19 protein-coding genes are annotated in these 22121 nt (G+C 71.1%); 8 read left to right on the plus strand and 11 right to left on the minus strand.

The features are described from left to right. The first annotated feature begins 326 nt into the window (after nt 1-326). Nucleotides 327-1751 carry a YibE/F family protein gene (locus tag ADL15_RS29995; RefSeq protein WP_067698195.1) on the plus strand — a complete coding sequence of 475 codons (1425 nt, stop codon included), beginning with the start codon at nt 327-329 and terminating at the stop codon, nt 1749-1751. Nucleotides 1752-1755: 4 nt separating this feature from the next. On the opposite strand, the gene ADL15_RS30000 is transcribed toward ADL15_RS29995, so the two are convergent. Both ADL15_RS30000 and recD2 read right to left on the minus strand, forming a co-directional pair. Continuing rightward, nucleotides 1756-2391 (minus strand): DUF4360 domain-containing protein, encoded by a 636-nt coding sequence (locus ADL15_RS30000; RefSeq protein WP_067698197.1) that lies wholly within the window; start codon nt 2389-2391, stop codon nt 1756-1758. 228 nt (nt 2392-2619) lie between these two features. Beyond that, entirely contained in the window at nt 2620-4821 is a 2202-nt protein-coding gene (recD2, locus tag ADL15_RS30005) for an SF1B family DNA helicase RecD2 (protein ID WP_067698199.1), read from the minus strand. A gap of 50 nt (nt 4822-4871) precedes the next feature. Here recD2 and ADL15_RS30010 point away from each other — a divergent pair, with 50 nt between their 5' ends. The 3 genes from ADL15_RS30010 (at nt 4872) to ADL15_RS30020 (ending at nt 7255) form a co-directional block, all read left to right on the plus strand. Beyond that, complete coding sequence (locus tag ADL15_RS30010; protein WP_067698201.1) at nt 4872-5849, plus strand: acetylxylan esterase; 978 nt, start codon at nt 4872-4874, stop codon at nt 5847-5849. Between the two features lie 278 nt (nt 5850-6127). After that, nucleotides 6128-6460, plus strand: coding sequence for a PadR family transcriptional regulator (locus ADL15_RS30015; RefSeq protein ID WP_198171076.1), 333 nt, complete (start codon nt 6128-6130; stop codon nt 6458-6460). A gap of 141 nt (nt 6461-6601) precedes the next feature. Further along, complete coding sequence (locus ADL15_RS30020) at nt 6602-7255, plus strand: hypothetical protein (protein WP_067698203.1); 654 nt, start codon at nt 6602-6604, stop codon at nt 7253-7255. A 297-nt stretch (nt 7256-7552) separates the two neighbouring features. Here ADL15_RS30020 and ADL15_RS30025 read toward each other — a convergent pair whose 3' ends face one another. The 4 genes from ADL15_RS30025 to ADL15_RS30040 all read right to left on the minus strand — a co-directional run bounded on the left by ADL15_RS30025 (nt 7553) and on the right by ADL15_RS30040 (nt 11856). After that, nucleotides 7553-7933, minus strand: coding sequence for a nuclear transport factor 2 family protein (locus ADL15_RS30025; protein WP_067698205.1), 381 nt, complete (start codon nt 7931-7933; stop codon nt 7553-7555). A gap of 154 nt (nt 7934-8087) precedes the next feature. Beyond that, complete coding sequence (locus ADL15_RS30030) at nt 8088-8360, minus strand: YggT family protein (protein WP_067698206.1); 273 nt, start codon at nt 8358-8360, stop codon at nt 8088-8090. A gap of 507 nt (nt 8361-8867) precedes the next feature. Beyond that, nucleotides 8868-9692: an aldo/keto reductase gene (locus ADL15_RS30035; RefSeq protein ID WP_067698207.1), complete on the minus strand. Its 825-nt coding sequence runs from the start codon at nt 9690-9692 to the stop codon at nt 8868-8870. A 703-nt stretch (nt 9693-10395) separates the two neighbouring features. Beyond that, the gene (locus tag ADL15_RS30040; protein ID WP_067698208.1) at nt 10396-11856 is read right to left on the minus strand and encodes an aldehyde dehydrogenase family protein; all 1461 of its coding nucleotides are present in this window, start codon (nt 11854-11856) and stop codon (nt 10396-10398) included. A gap of 153 nt (nt 11857-12009) precedes the next feature. On the opposite strand from ADL15_RS30040, the gene ADL15_RS30045 reads away from it, so the two are divergent. After that, nucleotides 12010-12990 carry a DUF2804 domain-containing protein gene (locus ADL15_RS30045; protein ID WP_067698209.1) on the plus strand — a complete coding sequence of 327 codons (981 nt, stop codon included), beginning with the start codon at nt 12010-12012 and terminating at the stop codon, nt 12988-12990. Here the strand turns inward: ADL15_RS30045 and ADL15_RS30050 are convergent, their stop codons facing one another. Further along, nucleotides 12991-13596, minus strand: coding sequence for an RraA family protein (locus ADL15_RS30050; protein WP_067698210.1), 606 nt, complete (start codon nt 13594-13596; stop codon nt 12991-12993). 10 nt (nt 13597-13606) lie between these two features. Further along, nucleotides 13607-14197 carry an HAD family hydrolase gene (locus ADL15_RS30055; protein ID WP_067698211.1) on the minus strand — a complete coding sequence of 197 codons (591 nt, stop codon included), beginning with the start codon at nt 14195-14197 and terminating at the stop codon, nt 13607-13609. Nucleotides 14198-14267: 70 nt separating this feature from the next. Between ADL15_RS30055 and ADL15_RS30060 the strand changes: the two genes are divergently transcribed. Next, nucleotides 14268-14849: a maleylpyruvate isomerase family mycothiol-dependent enzyme gene (locus tag ADL15_RS30060; RefSeq protein ID WP_067698213.1), complete on the plus strand. Its 582-nt coding sequence runs from the start codon at nt 14268-14270 to the stop codon at nt 14847-14849. Between the two features lie 80 nt (nt 14850-14929). Here the strand turns inward: ADL15_RS30060 and ADL15_RS30065 are convergent, their stop codons facing one another. After that, nucleotides 14930-18283, minus strand: coding sequence for a bifunctional proline dehydrogenase/L-glutamate gamma-semialdehyde dehydrogenase (locus ADL15_RS30065; RefSeq protein WP_067698215.1), 3354 nt, complete (start codon nt 18281-18283; stop codon nt 14930-14932). Between the two features lie 102 nt (nt 18284-18385). Here ADL15_RS30065 and ADL15_RS30070 point away from each other — a divergent pair, with 102 nt between their 5' ends. Continuing rightward, nucleotides 18386-19300 carry a LysR family transcriptional regulator gene (locus ADL15_RS30070; RefSeq protein ID WP_067698217.1) on the plus strand — a complete coding sequence of 305 codons (915 nt, stop codon included), beginning with the start codon at nt 18386-18388 and terminating at the stop codon, nt 19298-19300. Nucleotides 19301-19472: 172 nt separating this feature from the next. After that, nucleotides 19473-19601, plus strand: a complete 129-nt coding sequence (locus tag ADL15_RS51860; RefSeq protein WP_232344492.1) for a DUF397 domain-containing protein — start codon at nt 19473-19475, stop codon at nt 19599-19601. On the opposite strand, the gene ADL15_RS30075 is transcribed toward ADL15_RS51860, so the two are convergent. After that, nucleotides 19579-20223, minus strand: a complete 645-nt coding sequence (locus ADL15_RS30075) for a DUF6082 family protein (RefSeq protein WP_067698219.1) — start codon at nt 20221-20223, stop codon at nt 19579-19581. The two genes, ADL15_RS51860 and ADL15_RS30075, sit on opposite strands and share 23 nt — an antisense overlap. A gap of 412 nt (nt 20224-20635) precedes the next feature. Further along, complete coding sequence (locus ADL15_RS30080) at nt 20636-22075, minus strand: alpha/beta hydrolase family protein (RefSeq protein WP_067698221.1); 1440 nt, start codon at nt 22073-22075, stop codon at nt 20636-20638. Nucleotides 22076-22121: the final 46 nt, after the last annotated feature.

Genomic DNA, 22121 nt, shown 5'->3' on the forward strand with positions numbered 1-22121 from the left:
GCTACCGGTAGGTTCGGCGGGTCCGCACTGCCGTACTCGAGGAGCCCCCAACCATTGCCGGGCATCACCCCCACAGCCACCACGCCCCCGGCCCTGACCTGCTGCCCCAAGCCCCCCGCCCCGTCCCGCCCCGCCAAGATCGTTCCGCGAGAAAAATAGCCCGCCCTCCCAGGGGGCTCCCCCTGAGACAGTGTGGTGGAGGGGGAGGTGTGGGGAGGGGTGGGGTGTGGATGAGTTGGTTCTGTGGATGACGCCGAGGTGGTGGCCGGCGTCGCTACCGGTAGGTTCGGCGGGTCCGCAGTGCCGTACTCGAGGAGCCAGCACCCATGGCCGGTCATCACCACCACAGCCACGACGCCCCCGGCCGTGACCTGCTGCCCAAGGCCCGTCGCCTCACCCTGACCCTCCTGGTCCCGGCGGTGCTGCTGACCCTGATCGGCATGCTGCTGCTCTGGCCCCGGGACACCCCGCAGGCCGAGACGCCCGCGGACGGCGGCCCGGTGCAGGTGCAGGGCGACGTACGGTCGGTGACCCCGGCGGAGTGCCCCCCGGTTCCCCAGGGCGAGACGCAGCCGACCGGGTGTGGCACCGCCGTGGTGGAGCTGGCGGGCGGTGAGGTGGTCAGCACCGAGCTGCCGTACGGGCCGGGCGCGCCGACGATCAAGGCCGGCGACCGGGTGATCATGATGGGGCTGGAGGACGAGGCCGGCGCGCTGCGCTACTCGATCGCAGATCATCAGCGGTCCCGGGAGCTGTGGCTGATGGCCGCGGCGTTTGCGCTCGCGGTGATCGCTTTCGGCCGGTGGCGGGGGCTGACCGCGCTGGCCGGGCTGGCGGTGACGTTCGGGGTGTTGCTGTTCTTCATCGTCCCGGCGATCCTGGACGGCCGGTCGCCGATGCTGGTCGCCGTGGTCGGCTCGGCCGCGATCATGCTGACCGTGCTGTACCTGACGCACGGGTTGACCATCACCACGACGATCGCGGTGGCCGGCACCCTGGCCAGCCTGATCATCACCACCGTGCTGGCCGAGGTCGCGGTCGGTGCGGTGCACCTGACCGGGGTCGCCGACGACACCTCGAACTTCTTGTCGATCACCCAGGGCGAGGTCAACATGCAGGGGCTGCTGCTGGCCAGCATCGTGATCGGCTCGCTCGGTGTGCTGGACGACGTCACGGTCACCCAGTCGGCCACGGTCACCGAGCTGGCTCTGGCCAATCCGGCGTACGGTTTCCGCAGCCTCTACGGCGCCGCCACCCGGATCGGCCGCGCGCACATCGCGTCGGTGATCAACACGATCGTGCTGGCCTACGCGGGCGCCTCGCTGCCGCTGCTGCTGCTCTTCTCGACCGGCGGCACCCCGGTCGGCGAGCTCCTCACCGGTCAGCTGGTCGCCCAGGAGCTGGTCCGCAGCGCGGTCGGCACGATCGGCCTGATCGCCGCGGTGCCGATCACGACAGCCCTGGCCGCCCTGTTCGCCTCCCGGATGCACGCCGGAGCAGCCGGAGCGCACGGCGGCGCGCCAGAAAAGAGCAGCAGCGCGCTGGGAAGGCACAGCGGCGCGCCAGAAAAGGACGGCAGCGAGCTGGGAAAGCACAGCGGCGCGCCAGAAAAGAGCAGCAGCGCGCTGGGAAAGCACGGCATCGAGCCAGGAAAGACGGAAAAGGACAGGCCGGCCGTCGGAGCGACAGAGGCGGAGACGGCCGGCCGGCGTCCACCCACCGAGAGCCCATGGGCGGCGTTCGAGAAGTAGCTCGTCAGCACTTCTTCCAGGCGACCCGGTACAGCGTGTTGATCGCGGCGTCGGTGGAGTCCATCGAGATGAAGCTGGTGTACTTGTGCGCGTCGGACGTGCCCCGGTTGACCCGCAGATCGGTGTTGATGTTCAGGTAGCGCCGCTCACCGCACGGCAGGAAGCTCAGTGAGGCGATTCCCACCTGGTCGGTCTTCTGCCAGTTGTCGTCGAGCGGGCCCTTGAAGTTGTGTTCGATCCGGGTCGTCTGGGAATGGCCCTGGAAGTAGTAGTTGGCGGCTTCCTGCGCCCAGGCGCCCTTGGCCAGGCTGGCGTATCCGCGGTAATCCGCGCTGGCGATCGCGAACGTGAATCCGGACGGCACCTTGATGTCCAGGGCGATCTGGCAATTCTTTCGGAAATCGAGCGGCGTGGACTTCGGGCCGACCTGCGCGGTGTAATCCGAGTAGGTGACCGTGAAAGCGGTGTTGTCCGGCGAGACCACGATCTTCGCGGACTTGTCCGGGCAGCCCGAGCCGTTCGCGTTCACCACGTCGATGATCATCATGTTGTCCGGCGTGGGCATCGGCGAGGCCTGTGCCGGCGTGGCCACGGCGAGTGAGGCGAGCATGGTCGCGGCGGCGGTCAGTTGGCGGAACATGGTGGAACCCCCGTTGGTTCGATCGGAACTGCGTTGGGGAAAGACTATTTGTGGCGCCGCCCTTTTCGATTCATTTCGGCCTCACCGTGTTTAGCAGTTTCTGTTGTCCGGGTGTCCGGCCGCGAACGCCATTCGGCCGGGATCCCGCAATTACCGCACGGCCTGCCGATAATGGTGCTACTCCACTCCCGTGGTGATGAATTAGCGACCCAAAGGTATGAAAAAAGGTCAGCCGAGCCGTGACGTCAGCGCGGTGTGCCGCCGCCCGGCGCTGACCGTCCGGATCGCGGCCGCCAGGGCCTTGCGCGACCCGACCAGCACGACGAGGCGTTTCGCCCGGGTGATCGCGGTGTAGAGCAGGTTCCGCTGCAGCATCATCCAGGCGCTGGTGGTCAGCGGGATCACCACGGCCGGGTACTCCGAGCCCTGCGACCGGTGGATGGTGATCGCGTACGCGTGGGCCAGCTCGTCCAGCTCGTCGAAGTCGTAGTCGATCAGCTCGTCCTCGTCCGTCCGTACGGTGAGGGTCTGCTCCTCGGGGGACAGCGCGGTGACGATGCCGACCGTGCCGTTGAAGACCCCGGCCGCGCCCTTGTCGTAGTTGTTCCGGATCTGGGTGACCTTGTCGCCGACCCGGAACACCCGGCCGCCGAGCCGGCGCTCCGGCAGCCCCTCGCGGCCCGGGGTGAGCTCCTGCTGCAGCAGGGTGTTGAGCGCGCCCGCGCCGGCCGGCCCGCGGTGCATCGGGGTGAGGATCTGCACGTCGCGGCGCGCGTCCAGGCCGAACTTGCGGGGGATCCGCGTGCACGCGACGTCGACGGTGAGCGCCGCGGTGGCCTCGGTGTCGTCGCAGGGGAACAGGAAGAAGTCGCGCATCCCGTCGAGCTGCACCGGCCGGCCCTGGTTCACCCGGTGCGCGTTGGTGACCACGCCGCTCTCCGCGGCCTGGCGGAAGATCTGGGTGAGCCGGACCCGCGGGATGACGTCCGCGCCGAGCAGGTCGCGCAGCACCTCGCCGGCGCCGACCGAGGGCAGCTGGTCGACGTCGCCGACCAGCAGCAGGTGCGCGCCCGGCGGGATCGCCTTGACCAGTTTGTTGGCCAGGATCAGGTCCAGCATCGAGGACTCGTCGACGACCAGCAGGTCGGCGTCGAGGGGGTTGTCGCGGTCGAAGGTCGCGTCGCCGCCGGGTTGCAGCTTGAGCAGGCGGTGCACGGTCGCGGCCGGGTGGCCGGTCAGCTCGGCGAGGCGCTTGGCGGCCCGGCCGGTGGGCGCGACGAGCTGGATCTTGGCCTGTTTGGCGACGGCGAGTTCGACGATCGATCGTACGGTGAAGCTCTTGCCGCAGCCGGGCCCGCCGGTGAGCACCGCGACCTTCGAGGTCAGCGCGAGTTTCACCGCCTCCTCCTGCTCGGGGGCGAGCGTGGAGCCGGTGCGTTTGTGCAGCCAGGAGAGCGCGCGTGGCCAGTCGACGTCGCCGAAATGCGGCATGCGGTCGGACTTTTCGCGCAACAAACGGATCAGTGATGAGGCGAGGGATACCTCCGCCCGGTGGAACGGTACGAGGTACACGTTGTCCTCCTCGCGGACCACGCCCTCCTCCTCGACGAGTTCCGCCAGGCAGGACGGGATCAGGCCGATCGGGACGTCGAGGATCTTCGCGGCGTCACCGACGAGATCCGCAAAAGGCAGGAAGCAGTGACCGTTATCGGTCGCCTGGGACAACGTGTACTGCAAGCCGGCCTTCACCCGTTCGGGGCTGTCGTGCGGGATGCCGACCGCCTGCGCGATGGTGTCCGCGGTCTTGAACCCGATGCCCCACACGTCCGACGCCAGCTTGTACGGGCTGTTCTTGACCACCGAGATCGACGTGTCGCCGTACTTCTTGAAGATCCGCACGGCGATCGAGGTGGAGACGCCGACGCCCTGGAGGAAGAGCATCACCTCCTTGATCGCCTTCTGCTCGGCCCACGCTGAGGTGATCTTGGCAGTCCGTTTCGGACCGAGACCGGTCACCTCGATCAGCCGGTTCGGCGACTCCTCGATGATCTCCAGGGTGTCCAGGCCGAAGTGGTCCACGATCCGCTCGGCGAAGACCGGCCCGATGCCCTTGACCAGGCCGGATCCCAGATAACGGCGGATGCCCTGGATGGTCGCCGGCAGCACCGTGGTGTACGAGATCACCTCGAACTGGCGGCCGTACTGCGGGTGCGAACTCCACCAGCCGGACAGCCGCAGACTCTCACCGGGCTGCGCGCCGAGCAGCGCCCCGACGACGGTGAGCAGGTCGGAGCCGCTCTTCGAGGTCGCCACCCGGGCCACCGTGTAGCCGGTGTCCTCGTTCACGTAGGTCAGCCGCTCCAGCACGGCCTCGAGCACGTGCGGAGCCGGTCGGGACGTCTGCTGCGTGCTGCCGGACACGTCGCCCATCGTGCCAACACCTTTCGTTCCGCGTACAGCACCCCCTAGCGTGTGCTTACATGGCGCATTTTGATCTCCCGCTGCCCGAGTTGCGCACGTATCGCTCCGGGACCGCGGAACCTGACGGATTCGGTGACTTCTGGACGCGCACGCTCGGCGAGGCGCGGGCCGCGGCGAAACCGGTCGAGCTCACCGAGGTGGCCACCCCGTTGCGCGGCGTCACCACGTATGACGTGACGTTCACCGGCTACGCCGGCCAGCCGATCAAGGCGTGGCTCAACGTCCCGGCCGGCGCGTCCGGCCCGCTGCCGATCGCTGTCGAGTTCATCGGGTACGGAGGTGGCCGCGGCCGTCCGCTCGAGTGGCTGCTCTGGAACGCCGCCGGCTACGCGCACCTGGTGATGGACACTCGCGGTCAGGGCGGGAACTGGCGCGGCGGGGACACCCCCGACCCGGACGCGGACGGCGCCGGCCCGTCCTCGCCGGGTTTCCTCACCCGTGGCGTCCGCTCCCCGGAGACGCACTACTACCGGCGGCTGTTCACCGACGCGGCCCGGGCCGTCGAGACCGTCGCCGAGCTGCCCGGCGTGGACACGTCGAAGGTGGTCACCACCGGGAAGAGTCAGGGCGGCGCGCTGTCGATCGCGGCCGCCGGCCTCGTACCGGACCGGGTCGCCGCGGTGATCGCCGGGGTGCCGTTCCTCTGCGACATCCGCCGCGCGGTGACCGTCACGGACAGCTTCCCGTTCCAGGAGATCGTCACGTTCCTGCGGGCCAACGCGGACCGGGCCGAGCAGACGTTCGCCACCCTCGACCACTTCGACGTGGTCAACCTGGCCCGGCGGATCACCGCGCCGGCCCTGCTCTCCACCGCGCTGATGGACACGGTGTGCCCGCCGTCCGGGGTGTTCGCCGCGTTCAACGAGATCACCAGCTCGAAGGAGATCGACGTCTACGACTGGGACGGGCACGAGGGCGGCCGTGCGTTCTTCGACACGAAGACCCTGGAGTTCGCCGCCGCGCACCTGCTGAGCTGACCGCGCCCCCGCGCCCCCGCGCCCCCGCGGCCCGTGAGGTCCCGCCCCGCGACGCCGCTGCCCGCGAGACGCAGCCGCGGCTGGCGGACTCGGGCTGGCGCCCAGGGGTGTCTCCGCGACGCGGAGACACCCCTGGGGCCCAGCCGGGAACCGGGAGACGCGTCACGGTCCGGCGTGGGCGCCGCGTCGCGCGAGACCATCCCGGGACGCGGCTTGTAGCCTGCGGACGGGACTCGGTATGCGTACCGAAAAATTTCTCCGGAGGAAAGGCGGTCGGCATGGTCAGGCCGATCCGGGCCACCACCGCGGTGACCAGGGTGCTGGCCGCGTTCCTCGAGGACCCGGCGGCGGACCGGTACGGGCTCGACCTGATGCGGGACAGCGGATATCCGAGCGGCACGGTCTACCCGATCCTGATGCGCCTGGAGAAGGCCGGTTGGATCGTGGCGAACTGGGAGCATCTCGACCCGGTGGCGGCCGGGCGGCCGGCCCGCAAGTACTACCGGCTGACCGCGGACGGCGCGGTGGCCGCCCGGGCCGAGCTGGCCGAGCTGCGGCGGCAGCTGAGCCGGGGCCTCGGCCTCACCCTGCCCGAGCCCGGCGCCACCTGAATCCTTCCGGGCCGGGCGCTGCCTGAATCGTCCGGAGTATGAGCGTTGCCGGAATCCTCCGGGGCCGGGTTTCTCAAGACGAGGCTTTCGGGACCGACGGGACTCTTCGCCAACCGTCGTCGTTCCCGGAGGAACCCCTTGATGCAGCCGACCCCCCGTCGTGCCCTGCGGTCGTCCGCGGTCGTGATCTCGGTGTGCGCTCTGGCCGGGTGCGCCACGCTCACCTCGACCACCACCACGACGTCACCCACGTCGACCGCCATCCCCGGTCCGGCCAGCACGTTCGTCCAGACCCCGGTGGCGGCCACGGTGGCCGCGCCCGGCCTGTCGCTCACCGGCACGAACCTCCCGGTGATCGTCGCCTCCCTGATCAAATACGGCCAGTGGCTGATCACCAATCCGGATCCGGCGCTGGTCACGAACATCGCCGAGCCCGGCTGTGCCGCGGCGAACCAGTTGATCGCCGAGACCCAGTCGCTGATCGACCAGGGCGCCTACGTGACGACCACCGCCCCGACCGTCACCGCGGTGCGCTGGCCGTCACCGGCGCCGTCGGCGAGCGCGGCGTCCTTCGGTGACCAGGCCAGTCTGGACCTTCAGGTGAGCCGGCCGGCCGAGGCGGTCACCATGCGGTCGAGCGGGAAGCAGACCCAGGTGCTGTCCTACCTGCCGGAGCTGAGGTCGACGACGGTCCGCATCTCGCTGTTCCGCGCCGCCGACAAGAAGTGGCGCTTCTGCGAGGTGTCCACCCCGCTGGACGGCAGCCGTGCGGATTCCATCGCCGTCCTGCTCTGACACAAACCTCCCGGTCCGCGCGACCGCCGCCTCTGACCCGTGCCACGCACCGCGCGACCTCCGCTGTCAGCCCGGATCGCCGGGCTGGTCCTGGTCCCGGCTGGTACTCAGGGGTGCCTCCCGGCCCGGGAGGCACCCCTGAGCACCAGCCGGGAACCGCGAGACGCGCCGCGGCCCGGACCCGGCAACAGACGACGCGCGGCGACAGAAACGCGGCGGCCGACGACGCGGATGGCGTGGCGGCAAACGACGCGGATGATGCGGCGCTGGGTGACGCGGCGGCGGGCTGCGGCGTGGTTACTTCGGGGGTGGGAAGTAGTCGCGGAGGTGGGCGATCCGGCCGTCGCGGAGCCGGAAGATCTGGACCAGGGCGAACGGGGTGCCGCCGGCCACCACGTCGATCTCGGCGATGAAGACGTCCGGGTCGGTGGTGTCGTGCAGGACGAAGCCGGAGCGGGCCGGGTCGACCGGGCCGGGGTCGTCCTGCTGGAACGCGCTGATACCGGCCCGGATCGCCTCGCGGCCGGCCAGCCGGGTCGGCAGCGGGCCGTCCGGCGGGAGCAGCGGGGCCTCGTAGACGCCGTCCTCGGTGAACAGGCCGGCGACCGCGTCCGGGTCGCGGGTGAGCGCGCCGGCGTAGAGATAACGTTCGAAGATTTCCCGATGTGCGTCGGTCACCCGGCGACTGTAGACACGTAACGGCCGCGCGCCCCAGGGGCACGCGGCCGATGTCGTCAACCGGTCAGATCACGCGACGCGAGGCCACCGGACGACCGGATCGAGCGGCGGGAAGAGGCGGGACCGAGCATGGGGACAGCCTGAAGGCGCCGGATCAGATCAGGCTGCGCAGGATGGTGATGGCGATGAAGACGATGATGAAGGCCAGGTCGATCGAGACGCCGCCGGCGCGCAGCGGCGGGACCAGCCGGCGGACCGGGGCCAGGATCGGCTCGGTGACGACGAAGACGCCGTGCGAGACCCGGGAGCGGATCGAGCCGGGCATCGCCGGGCCGGCCAGGGCCACGCTCCAGTCGAGCACCGCGCGGGCGATCAGCAGGAACTGCACGAGCAGCAGGGCCAGGCTGACGATGCCTAACAGACCCATCACTTACCTCCATGAACTGGGGGACGTGCCCCTACTGTGACGCGCGTGGTTGTGAGGTTGCTGAGCGATGGCTGTGGGCTTGCCTGCGATGGGTGACGGATCACTTGCTGTTAGTCGTCTGCGCGGCGCCGCCCTTGAGACGAATCGGTGAGCTGTTCGATCTCATGAGAGCCGCCCGGTGGGCTGTCACGGTCGCGGTCGGCCTGCTGCACGAGTTCCTGGCCGGTGACGTCCCGATCGCCGCGGCCGTGCAGGTCAAGCCGGCACTCGCGGCGCACCCCCGCCTTCGCCGGGCACCGGGAGTTGCCGCGCGCCGCCGGGGTGCGTCTCACCGACCCGGCGGCGCCGTTCAGCGGGGAGCCGGTGCTGGCCCCCGTGGAGGCCGGCCGACACTAAGAAGGCCGCTGACCAAGAGGCCGCTGATCAAGAGGCCGCTGACCAAGAGGCCGCTGACAAAGCTGACAAAGCCGACAAAGCGGCAGCTGACAAAGCGGCCGCTGGAGAGCACTAGTTGAAATTGTCCGGGTGCGGCCCGGTCCGCCCGTCGTTCTCCAGTGCGTCGATGATCGCGGCCTGCTCGGCGGTCAGCGCGAAGTCGAACAGGTCCAGGTTCTCCCGGATCCGCGACGGCGTCACCGACTTCGGGATGATCACCCGGCCCTGCTGGACGTGCCAGCGCAGCACCACCTGCGCCGGGGTCCGCCCGTGCGCCTCGGCGATCGCGGTCACCGCCGGGTCCTCCAGGACACCGGCCTGGGCGAGCGGGCTCCACGCCTCGGTCACCACGCCCTGCTCGCTGTTCGCCTGCTGGGCGTCGCGCTGCTGGAGCGCCGGGTGCACCTCGATCTGGTTCACCGCCGGCACCGTGCCGCCCAGCTCCACGACCGCGCGCAGGTGCGCCGGCAGGAAGTTGGACACGCCGATCGCCCGGACCCGGCCCTCCGCGTAGATCTTCTCGAAGGCCTTCCAGGTGTCCAGGTAGAGCTCGTTCTTCGGCGTCGGCCAGTGGATCAGGTACAGGTCGAGGTGGTCGAGCCCGAGCCGGTCCAGGCTGGTGTCGAACGCGCGCAGCGTGCTGTCGTAGCCCTGGTCGCTGTTCCACAGCTTGGTGGTGACGAACAGCTCGTCGCGCGGGATCCCGGAGGCCTTCAGTGCGGCGCCGACCCCGGCCTCGTTGCCGTACGCGGCGGCCGTGTCGATGCTGCGGTAACCGGCCTCCAGCGCGGCGGTCACCGCGGTCGCGGTGTCGTCCTCCGGGATCTGGAACACGCCATAACCGACCTGCGGCATGGTGATCCCGTTGTTGAGCTCGATCGTGGGTACTGCGGGCATGCGAACGCTCCTGAGGAAGTCGGCAGGTGCCCTCGGCATACCCGCCCGAGCCCGCTTCCCAACCACCGGGCCGAGGGTGGTGGGCGCGCGAGGTGGTCGATCAGCGCGGCGGGTGCGTCACTTGCGGTTCGAGGTCCGATTTTTTCGGTACGGACGCAGCTCACTCGCGGTCCCGCCGGCGGGTGGCCGGGGGTCGACGCGAGGACGGTGTGCTCCGATGCCGGGGCGCGCGCGGGGGTTACCCGGGCCGGGGCAGGAGTCGGGTGCTCCCGCGGCGGGGCGGATGTCGCCGGGCCGGACGGGGTGGCGAGGGTCAGCTGGTCGTACCGGAAAGGGGTTGATCTGATCGTGCGCCGGCGGCCTGGTGGCCGGTTCTGACCGTGCCGGGCAGCGGGCCGGGACGAAGGAGCGGGCCGGGACGAAGGAGCGGGCCGGGACGAGGACGCGGCCCGGCCGCGGGATGGAGCCGCTGGAGCGGCCACCGGGCTCATGGCACCACCGGCCTCATCGGCGTTCGCCGGGCCGGTGGTGACGGGTGGATGGCATCGGGTGGGCGGGGTCGAGCCGCGGGATGAGAATCCGTGCCGCGGTGCTCGACAGCCCCTGTTTCGGCCTTTCTCATGGCGTCATTATTGATGAGGATGCATGAAAGGCAAGCATCCCGGGCGGATGGTAACGAGCCCGAAACCAGTTGCCCGGATGCTCAGAACGGATAGGACGGCGGCTGATCGCGGACCGTCACCCAGCGGGTCTCGGTGAACGCCTCGACGTTGGCGGCCGCGCCGCCGAACCGCGCGCCGGTGCCGGACGCCGCCACCCCGCCGAACGGGCTGTTCGCCTCGTCGCTGACGGTCTGGTCGTTGATGTGCACGATGCCGGTCGGCACCCGGTCGGCCAGGGCCAGGCCCGCCAGGACGTCCCGGGTGATGATGCCCAGGGACAGCCCGTACTCCCCGGCGGTGGCCAGCCGGATCGCCTCGGCCGGGTCGCGGAAGCGGATCACCGGCGCGACCGGCCCGAAGATCTCCTCGGTGAAGGCCGGCGTGGTCTCGGTGACGTCGGCCAGCACGGTGGGGGAGTAGAACAGATTCTCGTACGTCCCGCCGGCCGCGATCCGGGCGCCCGCCGTGGCCGAGCCGGTCACCAGCGAGTGGATCTTGTCACGCTGGGCGGCGTCGATGATCGGGCCGAGCACCACCTGCGCCCGGGCCGGGTCGCCGACCGGGAGCGCCGCGGCCTTCGCGGCGAGGCGCTCCACGAAGTCGTCGTAGAGCCGCTCGTGCACCAGGTGCCGCCCGGTGGTCATGCAGATCTGACCCTGGTGGAAGTACGACCCGAAGGACGCGGCGGCCACCGCCTGGTCGACGTCCGCGTCGTCGAGGACGATCATCGCGGAGTTGCCGCCCAGCTCCAGGTGGGCGCGTTTGAGATGCTCCCCGGCGAGCGCGCCGACCCGGCGGCCGGCCCGGGTCGAGCCGGTGAACGAGATCACCCGGACCAGCGGGTGGGTGACCAGGGCCTCGCCGACGTCGGCGCCGCCGGGCAGCACCTGTAGCAGCCCCTCCGGCAGGCCGGCCTCCTCGAAGATCCGGGCCAGGGTGACGCCGCCGGTGACCGCGGTGCGCGGATCCGGTTTGAGCAGCACCGCGTTGCCGAGCGCCAGGGCCGGCGCGACCGAGCGGATGGCCAGGATGATCGGCACGTTGAACGGTGCGATCACCGCGACCACGCCGGCCGGCACCCGCCGGGACATCGACAGCCGCGGTTCCTCGCTGGGGAGCAGCTCGCCGTACGGGCGGCTGGGCAGCGACGCCGCCTCGTAGCACTCCTGCTCGGCGACGTGCAGGGCGAAACCGGCCATCGCCGGGATGGCGCCCACCTCGCGCACGTTCCACCAGGCGATCTCCTCGCCGTGCTCGGCCCAGAGCGCGGCGGCGCGGCGCAGCACGGCGGCCCGGCGCGGGTGCGGGGTGGTGGCCCAGGCCCGCTGCGCCTCGGCGGCCTTCTCCGCGGCCTCGGCCACGTCGGCGGGGGTGGCCCGGCCGATCCGGCCGAGGACGTCGCCGGTGGCGGGCTCGACGACGTCGTACGCCTCCGCACGGCCGGGGCGCCACTCACCGCCGATGAGGATGTTGCCGGTCCAGGTCTTCTCGTCGAGGAACACGCTGATCGCCTCCTTCGCCTCCGGTGCCGGGCGGCGGCCGGTGCACCCACCTTATGACCGTCGCCGGGTGGCTAAAGCCGCAAAGCGGACGCGTGCTGGTCAGTTGACCATCCACCGCGCGACGCCGGGTTGACTCGGCGGTAACCTGCGCCGGTGACGCACGAGATCCAGATCACCGAGCCGGTCGACCTGTGCCTGCCGGACGGCCGTCTGAACCCGGCCGCCGTCGGCTGGAGCCGCAAGCCGCTGCACCGGTCGAACCTGCGGGGCTGGGGCCGCAACAAGCGCTGGGAGTACTGGGGCGTGGTCACCCCGGCGCACATCCTCGGTGTGGTCGCGTCCTCGCTGGACTACGCCGGCGTCAACAGCCTCTACCTGCTCGACCGGGTCAGCGGCAAGGAGATCGCGGTGGACGCGACGGTCCCGCTCGCCCGCGGCGCGGTCCTTCCGGACCGCAGCGGAACCGGGCGGGTGTCGGTGTCCGGCGGCGGCGTCACGATCGACATCGATCAAAATCCCGAGGGTACGACGGTCCGCGCGCACGGCGGCGGCCTGGAGGTCGACCTGTCCATGCCGTCCGTCGAGGGCCGGGACTCGCTGGGCGTGGTGGTCGCCTGGAGCCGCAGCCGGTTCCAGTACACGGTCAAGGACGTCGGCCGCCCGGTGCACGGCCGCCTGGTCGTCAACGGCGTCGAGCACGTCATCCCGGAGCGGGGCGCGTACGCGACGCTCGACCACGGCCGGGGCCGGTGGCCGTACTCGGCGACCTGGAACTGGGCGGCCGGCGCGGACGGCGACCGGGCCGTGCAGCTGGGCGGCAAGTGGACCGACGGCACCGGCAACACCGAGAACGGCGTCTTCGAGGAGGGCCGCCTCCACAAGATCGGTGCCGACCTGCACTGGGAGTACGACCGCGGCGACTGGCTGAAGCCCTGGCGGATCACCGGCCAGGGCGTCGACGTGACGTTCGAGCCGTTCCACGAGCGGGTGTCCCGGACCAGCCTCGGCGTGGTGGCCGGCGAGACCCACCAGTGCTTCGGCCGCTTCTCCGGCTGGGCCCGGGCCTCCGACGGCCGCAAGATCGACCTGGACGGCCTCACCGGCTGGGCCGAGGAGTCGCACAACCGCTGGTGATCAGCCCTGGTTGAGGGCCTTCTCGATCCGGGCGCGGTGGGCCGTCGCCCAGTCGTCGAGGGACTCGGTGGCCTCCTTGGCGAGTTTCGCCCGGGACGCGGCGAGCACCTCGTCGCGCCGGTCGGACGGGACGACCACGATGCCCTCCTCGTCGGCCACCACGGTGTCGCCCGGGCGCACCGTGATGCCGCCGCACCGGACCGGCTCGCCGTGCGCACCGAGTGTGTCCTTGGTGCCGGGGATCGGGATGACACCGCGGGCGAAGACCGGGAAGCCGAGCTCGCGCACCTCGCCGAGGTCGCGGATCAGCCCGTCCAGGACGAACGCGGCCACGCCGTTGCGGTGGGCGACCGCGCAGACGTTGCCACCGGCCAGCGCGTAGTCCAGGTCACCGGACTCGACGACGATCACCGAGCCGGGCGCGGCCCGGTAGATCGCGGCGTGCAGCATCAGGTTGTCGCCGGGCGGGCAGCGGACCGTGAACGCCGGACCGGCGACCCGGGGCACCGGCGTCCAGAGCGGCCGGATGCCGATGTCCATCACCTGGTCGCGGCCGAGCACGTCGGCGAGAGTGGTCGGCGGGATCTCCTGGAACGCATCGATCATCTGGATGACCTTAACGTTCCCAGGGGGCCGGAACCTTGACACACGCCATCCCGGCCGCCTCGGCCGCCTGCACGCCGAGCTCGGTGTCCTCGAAGACCAGGCATTTCTCCGGGTCGACGCCGACGAGGCGGGCCGCGGTGAGATATCCCTCCGGGTCCGGCTTCGGCCGGGCGTAGTCCTCGGCGCAGACCAGCACCGGGAACCGGTCCAGCAGGCCGAGCGCGGTCAGCGAGGTGGTCACCGAGTCCCGGGTGCTGCCGGAGACCACCGCGAACGGCACCCTGCGGTACGCCTCCTCGATGTGCTCGAGCACCCCGGGCACCGCACGGACCGTGCCGAGCCCGGCCTGGAACACCGCTTCCCGCTGGTCGGCGACCGCGGCCACCGGCATGGCCAGCCCGTACCGCGCGTTCAGGTCGGCGACGATGTCGACGGCGGGCCGCCCGCCCCACGCGTAGAACAGGTCCTCCGGGAACTCGCACCCCCACTGCGCGAGGGTCGTGGTCCACGCCTGGTAGTGCAGCGGCATCGAGTCGGTGATGGTGCCGTCGCAGTCGAACAGGTACGCCTGGAAATTGCCCGGGGGCAGCGGGAGAAGCACGCGCGGAGGCTACCCAGGTTCGGGGCAGAACGCTGTTAGCGAGATCGCTCCGGTCTGGCAGATTGGAGCGATGGACTACCGACGGACTTTCCGCTCCGCCGCGATCGCGTATGCCGGGCTGGTCGCGAACCTCCCGCCGGAGCGCCTGGACGAGCCGGGCCTGGGCGACTGGACGCTGCGTGAGCTGCTCGGCCACACGGCCGGCTCGGCGCTGCGTCAGGTGCCCGACGTGCTCGCCACCCGGGCGCCGCAGGTGGACGTGGAGACCACCGAGGGCTTCTTCGCGTACGCCCGGGAGGCCGAGCAGGTGATCGCCGCCGAGGAGCTGGGCGAGCAGCCGGCCGAGCAGATCAGCACGCTGATCGGGCGGGCCACCGTGGCGCTGTCCCAGGTCAACGACGACGACCTGGTGCTCACCGCGGCGGGTGGCATGCGGGTCCGGGACTGGATCCCGACGCGCACGTTCGAGCTGGTGGTGCACGGGCTGGACGCGGCCGCCGCGACCGGCCTCGACCTGGACCTGCCGGTGGAGACGGTCGCCGAGTCGGTCCGGCTCGCCTACCGCTCCGCCCTCGCCCTCGGCGCCGGCGTCCCCTTGCTGCGCGCCCTCACCGGCCGCGAACCCCTCCCACCCGGCTTCACGATCGTCTGACGCCCGCAGACGAAGGCTGGCTCCCGGGGGTGTCTCGGGGGTGCTGAGGCACCCCCGAGGGCCAGCCGGGGGATCGGGAGTTACAGGACTTCGGCGGCCAGGGGGAGGGGGTTGCCGAAGCGGTGGGCGGTGATGCTGACCGCCTGCTCGCGCAGGAACGGCAGCAGCTCCACCCGGCCGGCCTCGACCACCGGGCCGGACCAGATCGCCAGGTCGGGGCGCCCGCCGGTGGCGACGGCCAGCGAGGTGACCGAGCCGCCGATCAGGCGGACCCGGCCGGCGCCGGTGAGCCCGGCCGCGAACGCGGCGTCCGGCTCCACGACCGCGTCCGGGGCGAGCGCCGCGGGCACCGGCTGGGCACTGGACACCCGGACCGGCGCGCCGGCCAGCAGCCCGGCCGCGAGCACCCGGACCAGGTCGGCGAGCGACCCGTCGGCCGACAGCCGCACCGTGACCGGTGTGGGCAGGTAGCGCAGCACGTTGCGTTCGACGCCGAGCGCCGACACGTCCTCGGCCCGCCCGAACGCCGCCGCCCACGCGGCCGCGTCACTGCCGGCCGCCCGTGTCACCGAGGCCAGCTGGTCCTCGGTCAGGGCGGGTGCCGCGGCGGCGAGCAATGTCCGTACCGAAGGATGTGCAATGTCGGTCTGGACCGTCGCCGGAGCCGGCGCCCAACCGCTCAGCCCGACCAGGTAGTTCGGACCGCCGGCCTTGGTGCCGGGGCCGACCGCGGAGCGCTTCCAGCCGCCGAACGGCTGCCGGCGCACGATCGCGCCGGTGATGCTCCGGTTCACGTAGAGGTTGCCGGCCTGGACCCGGTCCAGCCAGGTACGCACCTCGCCCGCGTCCAGCGAGTGCAGCCCCGAGGTCAGCCCGTAGTCCACCTCGTCGACCAGGTCGATCGCCTCGTCCAGGGTGTCCGCCGTCATGATCCCGAGGATCGGCCCGAAGTACTCGGTCAGGTGGTACGCCGACCCGCGCCGCACCCCGTCCCGGATGCCCGGGCTCCACAGCTTGCCGGACTCGTCCAGTTTCGCCGGCGCCAGCAGCCAGCTCTCGCCGGTGCCGAGCGTGGTCAGCCCGTCCAGGAGCTTCCCGGCGGCCGGCTCGACCAGCGGGCCGACCTGGGTGCGCATCTCCCACGGCCAGCCGACCTCGAGCGACGACACCGCGTCCATCAGCTGGGTGCGGAACCGCTGCGACCGGGCCACCGACCCGACCAGGACGACCAGCGACGCGGCCGAGCACTTCTGCCCGGCGTGCCCGAACGCGGACGCCACCACGTCCTTCACGGCCAGGTCGAGGTCGGCGCTCGGGGTCACGATGATCGCGTTCTTGCCGCTGGTCTCGGCGAGCAGCGGCAGCTCCGGGCGGAACGACCGGAACAGCGCGGCGGTCTCGTACGCGCCGGTCAGGATCACCCGGTCGACCAGTGCGTGCGAGATCAGCTCCCGGCCCAGCCCGGCCTCGTCCACCTGCAGCAGCGTGACCAGGTCCGGGTCGGCGCCGGCCGCGGCGAGCGCGTCCCGGACGATCCCGGCGAGCACCGTCCCGCAGCGCTCGGCCGGACCGGCCGGCTTGAGCACCACTGCCGAACCGGCGGCCAGCGCGGCCAGCATGGAACCGGCCGGGATCGCCACCGGGAAGTTCCACGGCGGCGTGACCAGGGTGACCCGGGCCGGCACCGGGGTGGCGCCGTCGACCTCGGCGGCGGACAGCTCCGCGTAGTAGTGCGCGAAGTCGATCGCCTCGGAGACCTCCGGGTCGGCCTGGTCGATGGTCTTGCCGGCCTCGGCGACCATCACCTCGAGCAGGACGTCGCGGTTCTTCTCCAGCGCGACGCCGACCTGGTGCAGCACCGCGCGGCGGTCCGCGCCGCCCCAATTGGCGGCGGCGGCCTTGCCGAGAAGCTCGTCGAGCACCCCGGCCTTGTCGACCCGCACCAGGTCCAGCCCGAGCGTGGAGGACGGCACCCGGGCCAGCAGAGCGCGCATCCGATCACGGTGCGAAGCGATGGCCGGGTCGGTGTCCGGGGTGTTCTCGAAGTGGCCGGGCGAGGAGACCGGGACGGCCGCGTAGCGGTCCGCGACCCGGTTCGGGGTCGGCGCGACCGCGGAGCCGAGGTCGCTCAGGGACGCGAGGAAGCGCTCCTTCTCCCGCTCGAACAGCGCCTGGTCGGCGTGCAGCTCGAAGACCGCGGACATGAAGTTGTCCGAGCTGGCGCCCTCCTCGAGGCGGCGGATCAGGTACGCGATCGCCACGTCGAACTGCTTCGGGTGCACCACCGGCGTGTAGAGCAGCAGCCCGCCGACCTCCCGGCGGACCGCCTCGGCCTGGCCTTCGGCCATCCCGAGGAGCATCTCGAACTCGATGCCGTCCCGCACGTCCCGGTGGCCGGCCAGAGTCCAGGCGTACGCCACGTCGAACAGGTTGTGCCCGGCCACGCCCAGCCGTACGTTGCGGATCCGGTCCGGGTGCAGCGCGTAGTCGAGGACCCGCTTGTAGTTGGTGTCGGTGGCCTGCTTGCTGTCACAGGTCGCCACCGGCCAGCCGTGCACGGCCGCCTCGACCCGCTCCATCGGCAGGTTGGCGCCCTTGACCAGGCGCACCTTGATCCCGGCGCCACCGCGCCCGCGCCGCGCCGCGGACCACTCCTGCAGCCGGGTCATCGCGCCCAGCGCGTCCGGCAGGTAGGCCTGCAGCACGATGCCGGCCTCCAGCCCGAGCAGGTCGGGACGGTCCAGCAGGCGGGTGAAGACCGCGATGGTCAGGTCGAGGTCCTTGTACTCCTCCATGTCCAGGTTCACGAACTTGCCGGTCCGGGCGGCCGTGGTGAACAGGGGGAGCAGCTTCGCCGTGATGTCGTCGACGGCCTCGTCGAACGCCCACGCGTTGTGCGGGGAGACGGTCGCCGACACCTTGATCGACACGTAGTCGACGTCGGCGCGGGCCAGCAGCCGCTCGGTGTCGCCGAGCCGCCGGGACGCCTCACCGCGGCCCAGGACCGCCTCGCCGAGCAGGTTGACGTTCAGGCGTACGCCGCGTTTCTTGATCTTTTTGATCGCCCGGCCGAGGCGGGCGTCGGACGCGTCGACGATCAGGTGACCGACCATCTGGCGCAGCGCGCGGCGGGCGATCGGGACGACCACCCCCGGCATGATCGGGGCGAGCGCGCCGCCGAGCTTCACCGCGGCGCGCAGGTGCGCGGGCAGGAACGCGGGCACGTCGGCGGCCAGGGCGTGCAGGGTGCGGGCGCTGACCCGGCGGTCCTCCGGCCGGACCACCCCGTCGACGAAACCGACCGCGAACGCCAGCCCCTTCGGGTCGCGCAGCAGGCCGGCCAGCTGGGCAGCGGAGCCACCGACCGGCACGGTCGACGCTTCACGCAGCCAGCGACGCACGAGGGTGATCGTCTCTTCGGCGATCTCAGGCATCGGGATGCTCCTTTCGGTTTCGCCGTCAGTCTGCGTCCGGCATCCGGTTAGGAAAAGCGACCATTCATGATGGGTAATCTTCAGTTGAGCTAATGTGTCGTCGTGCTGGAGATCCGCCGTCTGATCCTGCTCCGCGAGCTCGCCATCCGTGGCACCCTGGCCGCCGTCGCCGAGGCGCTCAACTTCACCCCGTCCGCGGTCTCCCAGCAGCTCAGCCAGCTGGAGAAGGAGACCGGCACGGTGCTGCTGCGCAAGGCCGGCCGCCGGGTCCAGCTCACCCCGCAGGCCGAGGTGCTGGTCGCCTCGGTCGCCGAGGTGCTCGACACCCTGGAGCGCGCCGAGGCGCGACTGCAGGCCGCGGCCACCCGGGTCACCGGCCGGGTCCGGGTAGCCGTCTTCCAATCCGCGGCGCTCGCGTTCATGCCGGCCGCTCTGCGCGCCACGGCCGCGCGTTTTCCCGACGTACGGGTGGAGATGGTCCAGCGCGAGCCCGAGGAGGCGCTGCGCGAGACCTGGGCCCGCGACTTCGACATGGTTATCGCCGAGCAGTACCCGGCACACGCTGCTCCACACCACCCCGGCCTGGACCGCCGCGACCTGTGCACCGACGCGATCCGCCTGGCGCTCCCGGCCGAGTCGGAGTCCCTGCACCCGGTCGACTCCCTCGACGCCGCCCGCCGGATGCCCTGGGTGATGGAACCCCGGGGCGCGGCCTCCCGCCACTTCGCCGAACAGCTGTGCCGCCGAGCCGGCTTCGAACCGGACGTCCGCTACGAAACCGCCGACCTGCAGGCCCACATGCGCCTGGTCGAGTCGGGCAACGCCGTCGCCCTGATCCCCGACCTGGTCTGGGCGGGCCGGGACACGTCCTGCCGCCTGCTGGAGCTGACGGACACCCCGCGTCGGACGATCTTCACGTCCCAGCGGCTCGCGGGTGCGGAGTCGCCGGCGGCCCGCACGTTCCGGCAGATTCTGGAGGAGACGGTCGCGCACGCCCCTGCCGGTCGCCCAGAGTGAACGGCGACGCTACGATGACGACCACCCGGTAGCGCGACTACTCCCCGGTTTACCTGTTCCCGCGGAAGATCATCGGATACTGTTTCCGAGTTTGTCCCTTCCGCTAGGAAAACGGAAAATGCCGGATATCAGGTGGTTCAAAGCATCACGCTGCGTTAGCGATCATCACTGTGTGGAGGTCGCCGATCTGGACGCCGAGGTGGGCGTGCGGAACTCGCAGCGCCCGGAGGACGTTCTGATCGTCCCCAAGGGCGTCTGGCGCGATCTGATCGCCGGGGTCAAGGCCGGGGAATTCGGCTGATCTGTTCTTGGTGGGCGACGCCAGTTCCGCTCGGCGGAGGTTCGTAGGGCCGGGACGGCGGGCCGGCCTTCTCGGCGCGTCGGTATTCCTCGTTGACGATCATGAGGAAGTGTGCGCGGCGGTTGGTGAGCTTGACCCGCATTTGCCAGTCCCCGTGCATCCGCCAGAAAGCGCGCGGGACCTCACTGTCGAAGAAACTCGCCAGGTACTCGCGGGCTTGCGCCTCGGAGAGAACGTCGATCGCCCAGGCCTGTTTCCAGGCTGTCATCAGCCGGTTGCAGTAGAGGAAGGGTCGTTCATCCATGCCCTCCGGTGCGACGCGAGCGCCCCAGCATTGCTGGTAGAAAGGTTCTTCCATGGCCAGCCGGACGAGTTCCGCAGTGGCCTCCTCGACCCTTCGCTGGCGGTCGCCGGTGTACTGCCGGTACTGGACCACGAGGCCGACCAGCACGCCGCCCAGGGCCAGGGTCGAGATTACGGCGGAGGCGGCGCCGTAGGCCTGGCCGATGTCGCTGACTCGGGAGAAGTCGGTGTCGCCCGGGTAGAGCCGGGCCAGGACGAACGGCGCCAGGAACGTGCTGATCATCGTGGCGGCGACGATCAGCACGACGGCGGCCGGCATCAGACGGCGGAAAACGTCTCCGGTGCGATTCCTTGATCTCGGAGAATCGTCGGCTGTCATGGGCACCCCCGGGGCATCTGTTTCTATTGTGCCCAACCGGAGCCGGTGACGGTACATTCATTCATTTGGCCGGATAATTGCGCGATGGCAATCTGCCAGGTGGCATTCTGGCGTATTTCAGATATGCAGCTATCTGATCGAAATGCCCGCCGGTCGCGATTTCTCGCCCGGTCCTGGAACTCGGCTGGTGCTCAGGGGTGCCTCAAGGGCCTTGAGGCACCCCTGAGCACCAGCCGGGAACGGGGAGGCGCGTGGCGGTCCGGTAGTGGTGGGGGCGTCGCGCGGGATCGGCCCGGGGCTTGGCTCGTGGCCTGCGGCGGGGTGCTTCGTACTCGTGCCGGGAAGCGGTCCGTCAGGGGCGGGGCGGGGTGGTGGGGCAGGCCGGGGCGGTGAAGACGGTGTGGGTGCCGTTGGTGAAGCGGCAGCCGAAGGCGGCGGAGGCTACCGTGCGGCGGTCCAGGATGGCGTCGCCGGCCGGGCGGTGGCCGGTGCGGATCCAGGTCGTCAGGTCGTCGAAGCCCTTGGCGAGTTCCGGCTCGGTGAAGTCGCAGTGGCCGACGCCACGGATGGCGCGGGAGACGAACAGGCCGGCGCGGCCGTTGCGGGCGGCGCGCTGGGCGTATTCCTGCTCCATCGAGAACGGGACGAACAGGTCGCCGACGTCGTGCAGGGAGAGGACCGGGACGGACGGGCGGCCTTCGACGCGCGGGATGCCGGCCAGGCCCGGGTCGGCGGTCGCGGTGTGCTGGACCCGCAGCACCTCGGCGTTGAGCCGGAACTCGGGGAAGCTCGGCAGGATGGTGTCGGTGAGCCGGTACACGGTGCGGCGGTTGTCGGTGACGTTGCCGGGGGCGATGCCGCCGGTGCCGCCGGACAGGCCGGGGTAGAGGCCGAACAGGAACGGCAGGTCGTTGAGCGGGGCGAGGGAGGTCGCGGCGTTCCAGTACGCGAACGCCGAGTCGAACCCGGGCCGGTCCCCGCCGCTGCGCCGTTCCACCGCGTCCGACCAGGTGCGCCCGGCCGGGGTGAGCACCGGCGGCGCGCCCACTTTCACGCCGAGCGCGGGCAGGATCTGGCCGACCTTGGCGCGCCACTGCGCCGGATAGTCCGCGGGCGGGGTGAGCGGGAAGTCGATCGGCACCTTGGCGAGCGCGGCCGCGGTGACGTTCGCGTCCAGGAAGTAGTCGTAGAGCTTGGTGTCGCCGAGCACCCCGCAGTACGGCATGGCCGCGTCGAACGCCCGCGGGAACCGCTCGATCGCCACCGCGGTGACCTGCCCGCCCATCGACGCGCCACTCATGATCACCGAGCGGGCGCGCCGGCCGGTGGCCTGACGGAACGTGTCGATCATCGCGTACGAGTCACGGACACCCTGGCCCACGTCGTACCCGTTGGTGGCGTAACTCGAAGCGGCCCAGGCGAACCCGGAATTGATGTAGTGCGCGCGCAGCGCGGGGTTGTCGACGTAGACCACCGTGCCGGTGCCGCGGTAGCCGTGCGCGTAGACGACGAGTTGCCCGTTCCAGCGCAGCGGCACCTCGATGCGGTACGCCGCGCCGTCCCGGATACCGGTGAGCACCCGGGACAGCGGCTTGCCGGCCGTGTCGGCGAGCGGCGTGAACGGCGCGCCGGAGAGGTCGCAGGCCGGATCGAAGACCAGGTATCCGGGCTGGGTGGTGCTGGGCGCGGGCGCGGCACACGCCACGGGTGCAGCGGAGGCCGGCGCGCTCAGAGCGGTGACCAGGGCCAGTGCGGTGGTGAGAACGGCGAGCCACTTCCGGCGCATGGTCATCGTGTTACCTCCCGGACACATCCAATGGCCGGGCATCGATGTTTGT

This window comes from Actinoplanes awajinensis subsp. mycoplanecinus (assembly GCF_001509495.1).
Taxonomy (GTDB): domain Bacteria; phylum Actinomycetota; class Actinomycetes; order Mycobacteriales; family Micromonosporaceae; genus Actinoplanes; species Actinoplanes palleronii.